Below are 2931 nucleotides of genomic sequence, written 5' to 3'. Positions count from 1 at the left end.
GACGGCCGGGGCGTCGGGTGTGCGGGCGGCCTGGGCTGCGAAGAGGGCCGGGAAGGGCGTGGTGTCCGAGCCTTCGGTGGAGCCGGAGAAGAGGTCCAGGAGGTCGGTCTCGCCCGGGGGCAGGTGGACCGCGGCCGCGTCACCGTCACCACCGGCAGCCATCGACTCCAGCACCGCACGGTAGATCGCCGCGAGCCGTTCCGCGTTGGCCCGGCTGATGCTGTGGGTGTCCGTCTTCAGGTTGAGGTATCCGCCGAGGGTGGTCACCGCGAGCCCGAACTCGATGGCGCCCGCGCCCACACCCGCCTCGACGTCGATCAGCTCGGTGTCGACGTTGCGGAAGTCCTGGTAGTTGAAGACCACGTTGACCAGCCGGTGTCCGCCGGCCCGCCGCTGCATGGCGGGCATCGGGAACTGCCGGTGCTCCCACACCTCGATCTCGCGGGCGAAGGTGGCACGGACCAGCTCCGCCCAGGTGCCGGAGGTCCGCCGGTGCGCGAACGGCAGCGTGTTGACGTACATGCCCAGCACCCGGTCGGCGCCCAGGGCCTCGGGGCGGGTGTCGGTCACCAGGCCCGCGGAGAATTGGGCCTCGTCGGTCAGCTGGCCGAGCACCTTCAGGTGCGCCGACAGCAGCACCGACTTCAGTGACGCCCGGGCCTCGGTGGCGAGCCTGCGGAGCCCCGGCTCCAGGTCGTGCAGTGCGACCCGCAGCTGATACGTCTCGCGCTCGGTCGTGCCGTCCCGGTCGCCCCAGGCGGCCGGCAGCTCGAAGGCCGCGTGATCGGCGATCGTGCGCTGCCAGTAGTCGATGCTCTCCTGCGCGTCCAGCGCCCGCAGTTCCTCGGCGATGAAGTCCGCGAACCGTACCTCGGCAGGCTCGGGCTCGGCCGGTGCACGGCCGTCACGCAGGGTCTCGTACAGGTCCAGCAGCTCCATCATCAGGGCGTGGTAGCTCCAGCCCTCGGTGATGGCGTGCGATTCGGTGAGGGCGAGGCGCCAGCACGTGTCGCTCTCGGGGAAGGCGGCGACGCGCAGCAGCGGGGCGGTCGACAGGTCGAAGAGCGTGTTCTGCTCCCCGGCCGCGAACTCCGCCAGGACCTCCTGCTGGGCATCGGCGTCGAGTCCGCGCAGATCGCGTACGGCGACCTCGATCGCGGCGGCCGAGTGCACGAGCTGCATCGGTACGGAGAAGGCGTCGAGTTCGAAGGAGGTGCGCAGCACCTCGTGCCGGGACAGGACGAGGCGCGTCGCCTCGCGCAGGGCGGCGGCGTCGAAGGGGTGGCCGTCGCGGATCCGGTTGATGCTGACGTTGTGGTACCTGGCCCGGGTCTCGTCGGACAGCATCTCGACGACCATGCCGAGCTGCACCTGGGAGAGCGGGTAGGCGTCGTCGAGCCCGGCCGGGACCCGCGCACGGTCCTCGCCGGAGAGCAGCTCGAACGGCCGGACCGGCTGCCGGTCCGCCGTGGGGGCGGCCCGGCCGGTGACCAGTTCGGCCACCGCGGCGACCGTACGGGCGTCGAAGACCTCCCGGACCCCGAGGTCGTATCCGGCGGCGCGCAGGGCGCCGACGAGGGTGACGGCGCGGATGGAGTCGCCGCCGAGGTCGAAGAAGCTGTCCTCGACGCCGATCCGGTCGTGGCCGAGGACCTCCTGCCAGACCTCGGCGATCCGCTGCTCGGTGGCGGTGCGGGGAGCCGTGTACGAGTCGGCGGCGGTGAAGGAGTCCTGGCCCGGGGCGGGCAGGGCGGACTTGTCGACCTTGCCGCTGCCGTTCAGGGGCAGGGCGGGCAGGACGGTGAAGGACGCCGGAACCATGTGGTCGGGCAGGGAGCCGGCCAGAGCGGTACGCAGCTCCGTACGCAGCTCCGCGCTGCGGGAGGCGATCCCCGCTCCCGCTCCCGTTTCGGCTTCGGCTTCGGCCGGGACGAGGTAGGCGGCCAGCTGCCGGACACCCGGGTTGTCTTCGCGGACGGTGACGACGGCGTCGCGGACGGCGGGGTGTGCGGTGAGGGCGGCTTCGATCTCGCCGAGTTCGATGCGGTAGCCGCGGATCTTGACCTGGTGGTCGATGCGGCCGATGAAGTGGAGTTGGCCGTGGTTGTCGTATCGGACGAGGTCGCCGGTTTTGTAGAGGCGGGTTCCTGCGGGGCCGTGGGGGTTGGGGACGAAGCGGTCGGCGGTGAGGTCGGGGCGGCCGAGGTAGCCGCGGGCGAGGCCGGTGCCGCCGATGTGGAGTTCGCCGGGTACGCCGATCGGGGTGGGTCGCATGTCGTGGTCGAGGACGTGGAGGCGGGTGTTGGGCAGGGCCTTGCCGATGGGCGGGGCGACCGCACCGGTCAGCGCATCGCTCCAGCTGGAGCAGACCGTGGCCTCGGTGGGTCCGTAACCGTTGACCATGCGGCGGCCGGTGGACCAGGCGGCGACCAGGTCCGGGGTGCAGGCCTCGCCCGCGACGACGAGGGTGGCGCCGGCGGGCAGTCCGGTGTCGGGGGACATCACGGTCAGCGCGGTCGGCGGCAGGGTCACGTGGGTGATGGCCTGCTCGGCGGTGAGCCGGGACAGCTCGGGGCCGGGCATGATCCGCTCGGCGGGCGCGAGGACCAGAGCCGCCCCGTTGAGCAGGCTCATCGCGAGCTCCCAGAAGGCCGCGTCGAAGCTGATCGAGGCGAACTGCAGCACGCGGCTCCCGCCGCTCACCCGGAGGTGCGCTCCCTGCGCGGCGGCGAGATTCCCCGCACCGCGGTGGGTGACGGCGACGCCCTTGGGGCGGCCGGTGGAGCCGGAGGTGTAGATGACGTAGGCGGTTGATTCGGGGGAGAGCTGTACCTGTGGTGCTTCGGTGGGCTGTGCGGTGATGTGGTCGGTGTCGCGGTCGGTGCAGATGACGGTTGCGGTGTGGGTGGGGAGTCGTTCGAGGAGGTGTTG

1 protein-coding gene is annotated in these 2931 nt (G+C 71.9%); it reads right to left on the bottom strand.

Annotated elements, in window-relative coordinates; genetic code table 11:
- The coding region (locus ACWGE1_RS40730) for an amino acid adenylation domain-containing protein (protein ID WP_453425516.1) at positions 1 to 2931 on the bottom strand (2931 nt) is incomplete at both ends.

The sequence above is a fragment of the Streptomyces sp. NPDC054932 genome (genome assembly GCF_053610205.1).
This window is presented reverse-complemented; position numbering and strand designations above follow the sequence as displayed.